The following is a 502-nucleotide window of genomic DNA, read 5'->3' on the forward strand; positions in this document are numbered from 1 at the left end:
CCTTCGCCGAGGTCTGAGACCGGGGTGTAGCTCCAATGGCCGCTGTCATCCGCAACGGCGGTGCCCAGCACGCTGTCTCCGTCCCGGATGGTCACCGTGTTTCCCGCCACTGCGGTACCGGACAGCGTCGGGGTGGTGTCGTCGGTGCTATCGCCGCTGGCAAGCGTATCGGTCACATCGCCCACGTCGTCCGAGGCGGTCGTGATGCTCGGTACCTCAGGCGCGGCAGTGTCCACGCGGAATTCGACTTCAGGAGACACCTCAGAGCTATTGCCCGCGGCATCAGAAATCACCGCCGTAACGCTGTAATCGCCGTCTGTCAGCGCATCGCTCGGGATCACCATCGGGGCGCTGTCGTTGGTGACGTCGTCCGCCGTGACCGTATAGGAAACCTCGGAGGTCACGTTATCGGCATCGGTGATACGCAGCGTAATGGTGTCACCGGCCTCGGTGCCGGGGGTCAGGCCAACCTCGGCCTGCACGCCATCGGCCAGTTCACTGG

The 502-nt window shown here is 64.5% G+C and carries 1 protein-coding gene; it reads right to left on the reverse strand.

The features are described from left to right. Positions 1-502 (reverse strand): Ig-like domain-containing protein (locus RM463_RS17485; protein ID WP_311430777.1); only part of this gene is annotated, 502 nt, incomplete at both ends.

The sequence above is a fragment of the Halomonas sp. LES1 genome (assembly GCF_031846005.1).
In the GTDB taxonomy this organism is placed as follows: Bacteria; Pseudomonadota; Gammaproteobacteria; order Pseudomonadales; family Halomonadaceae; genus Halomonas.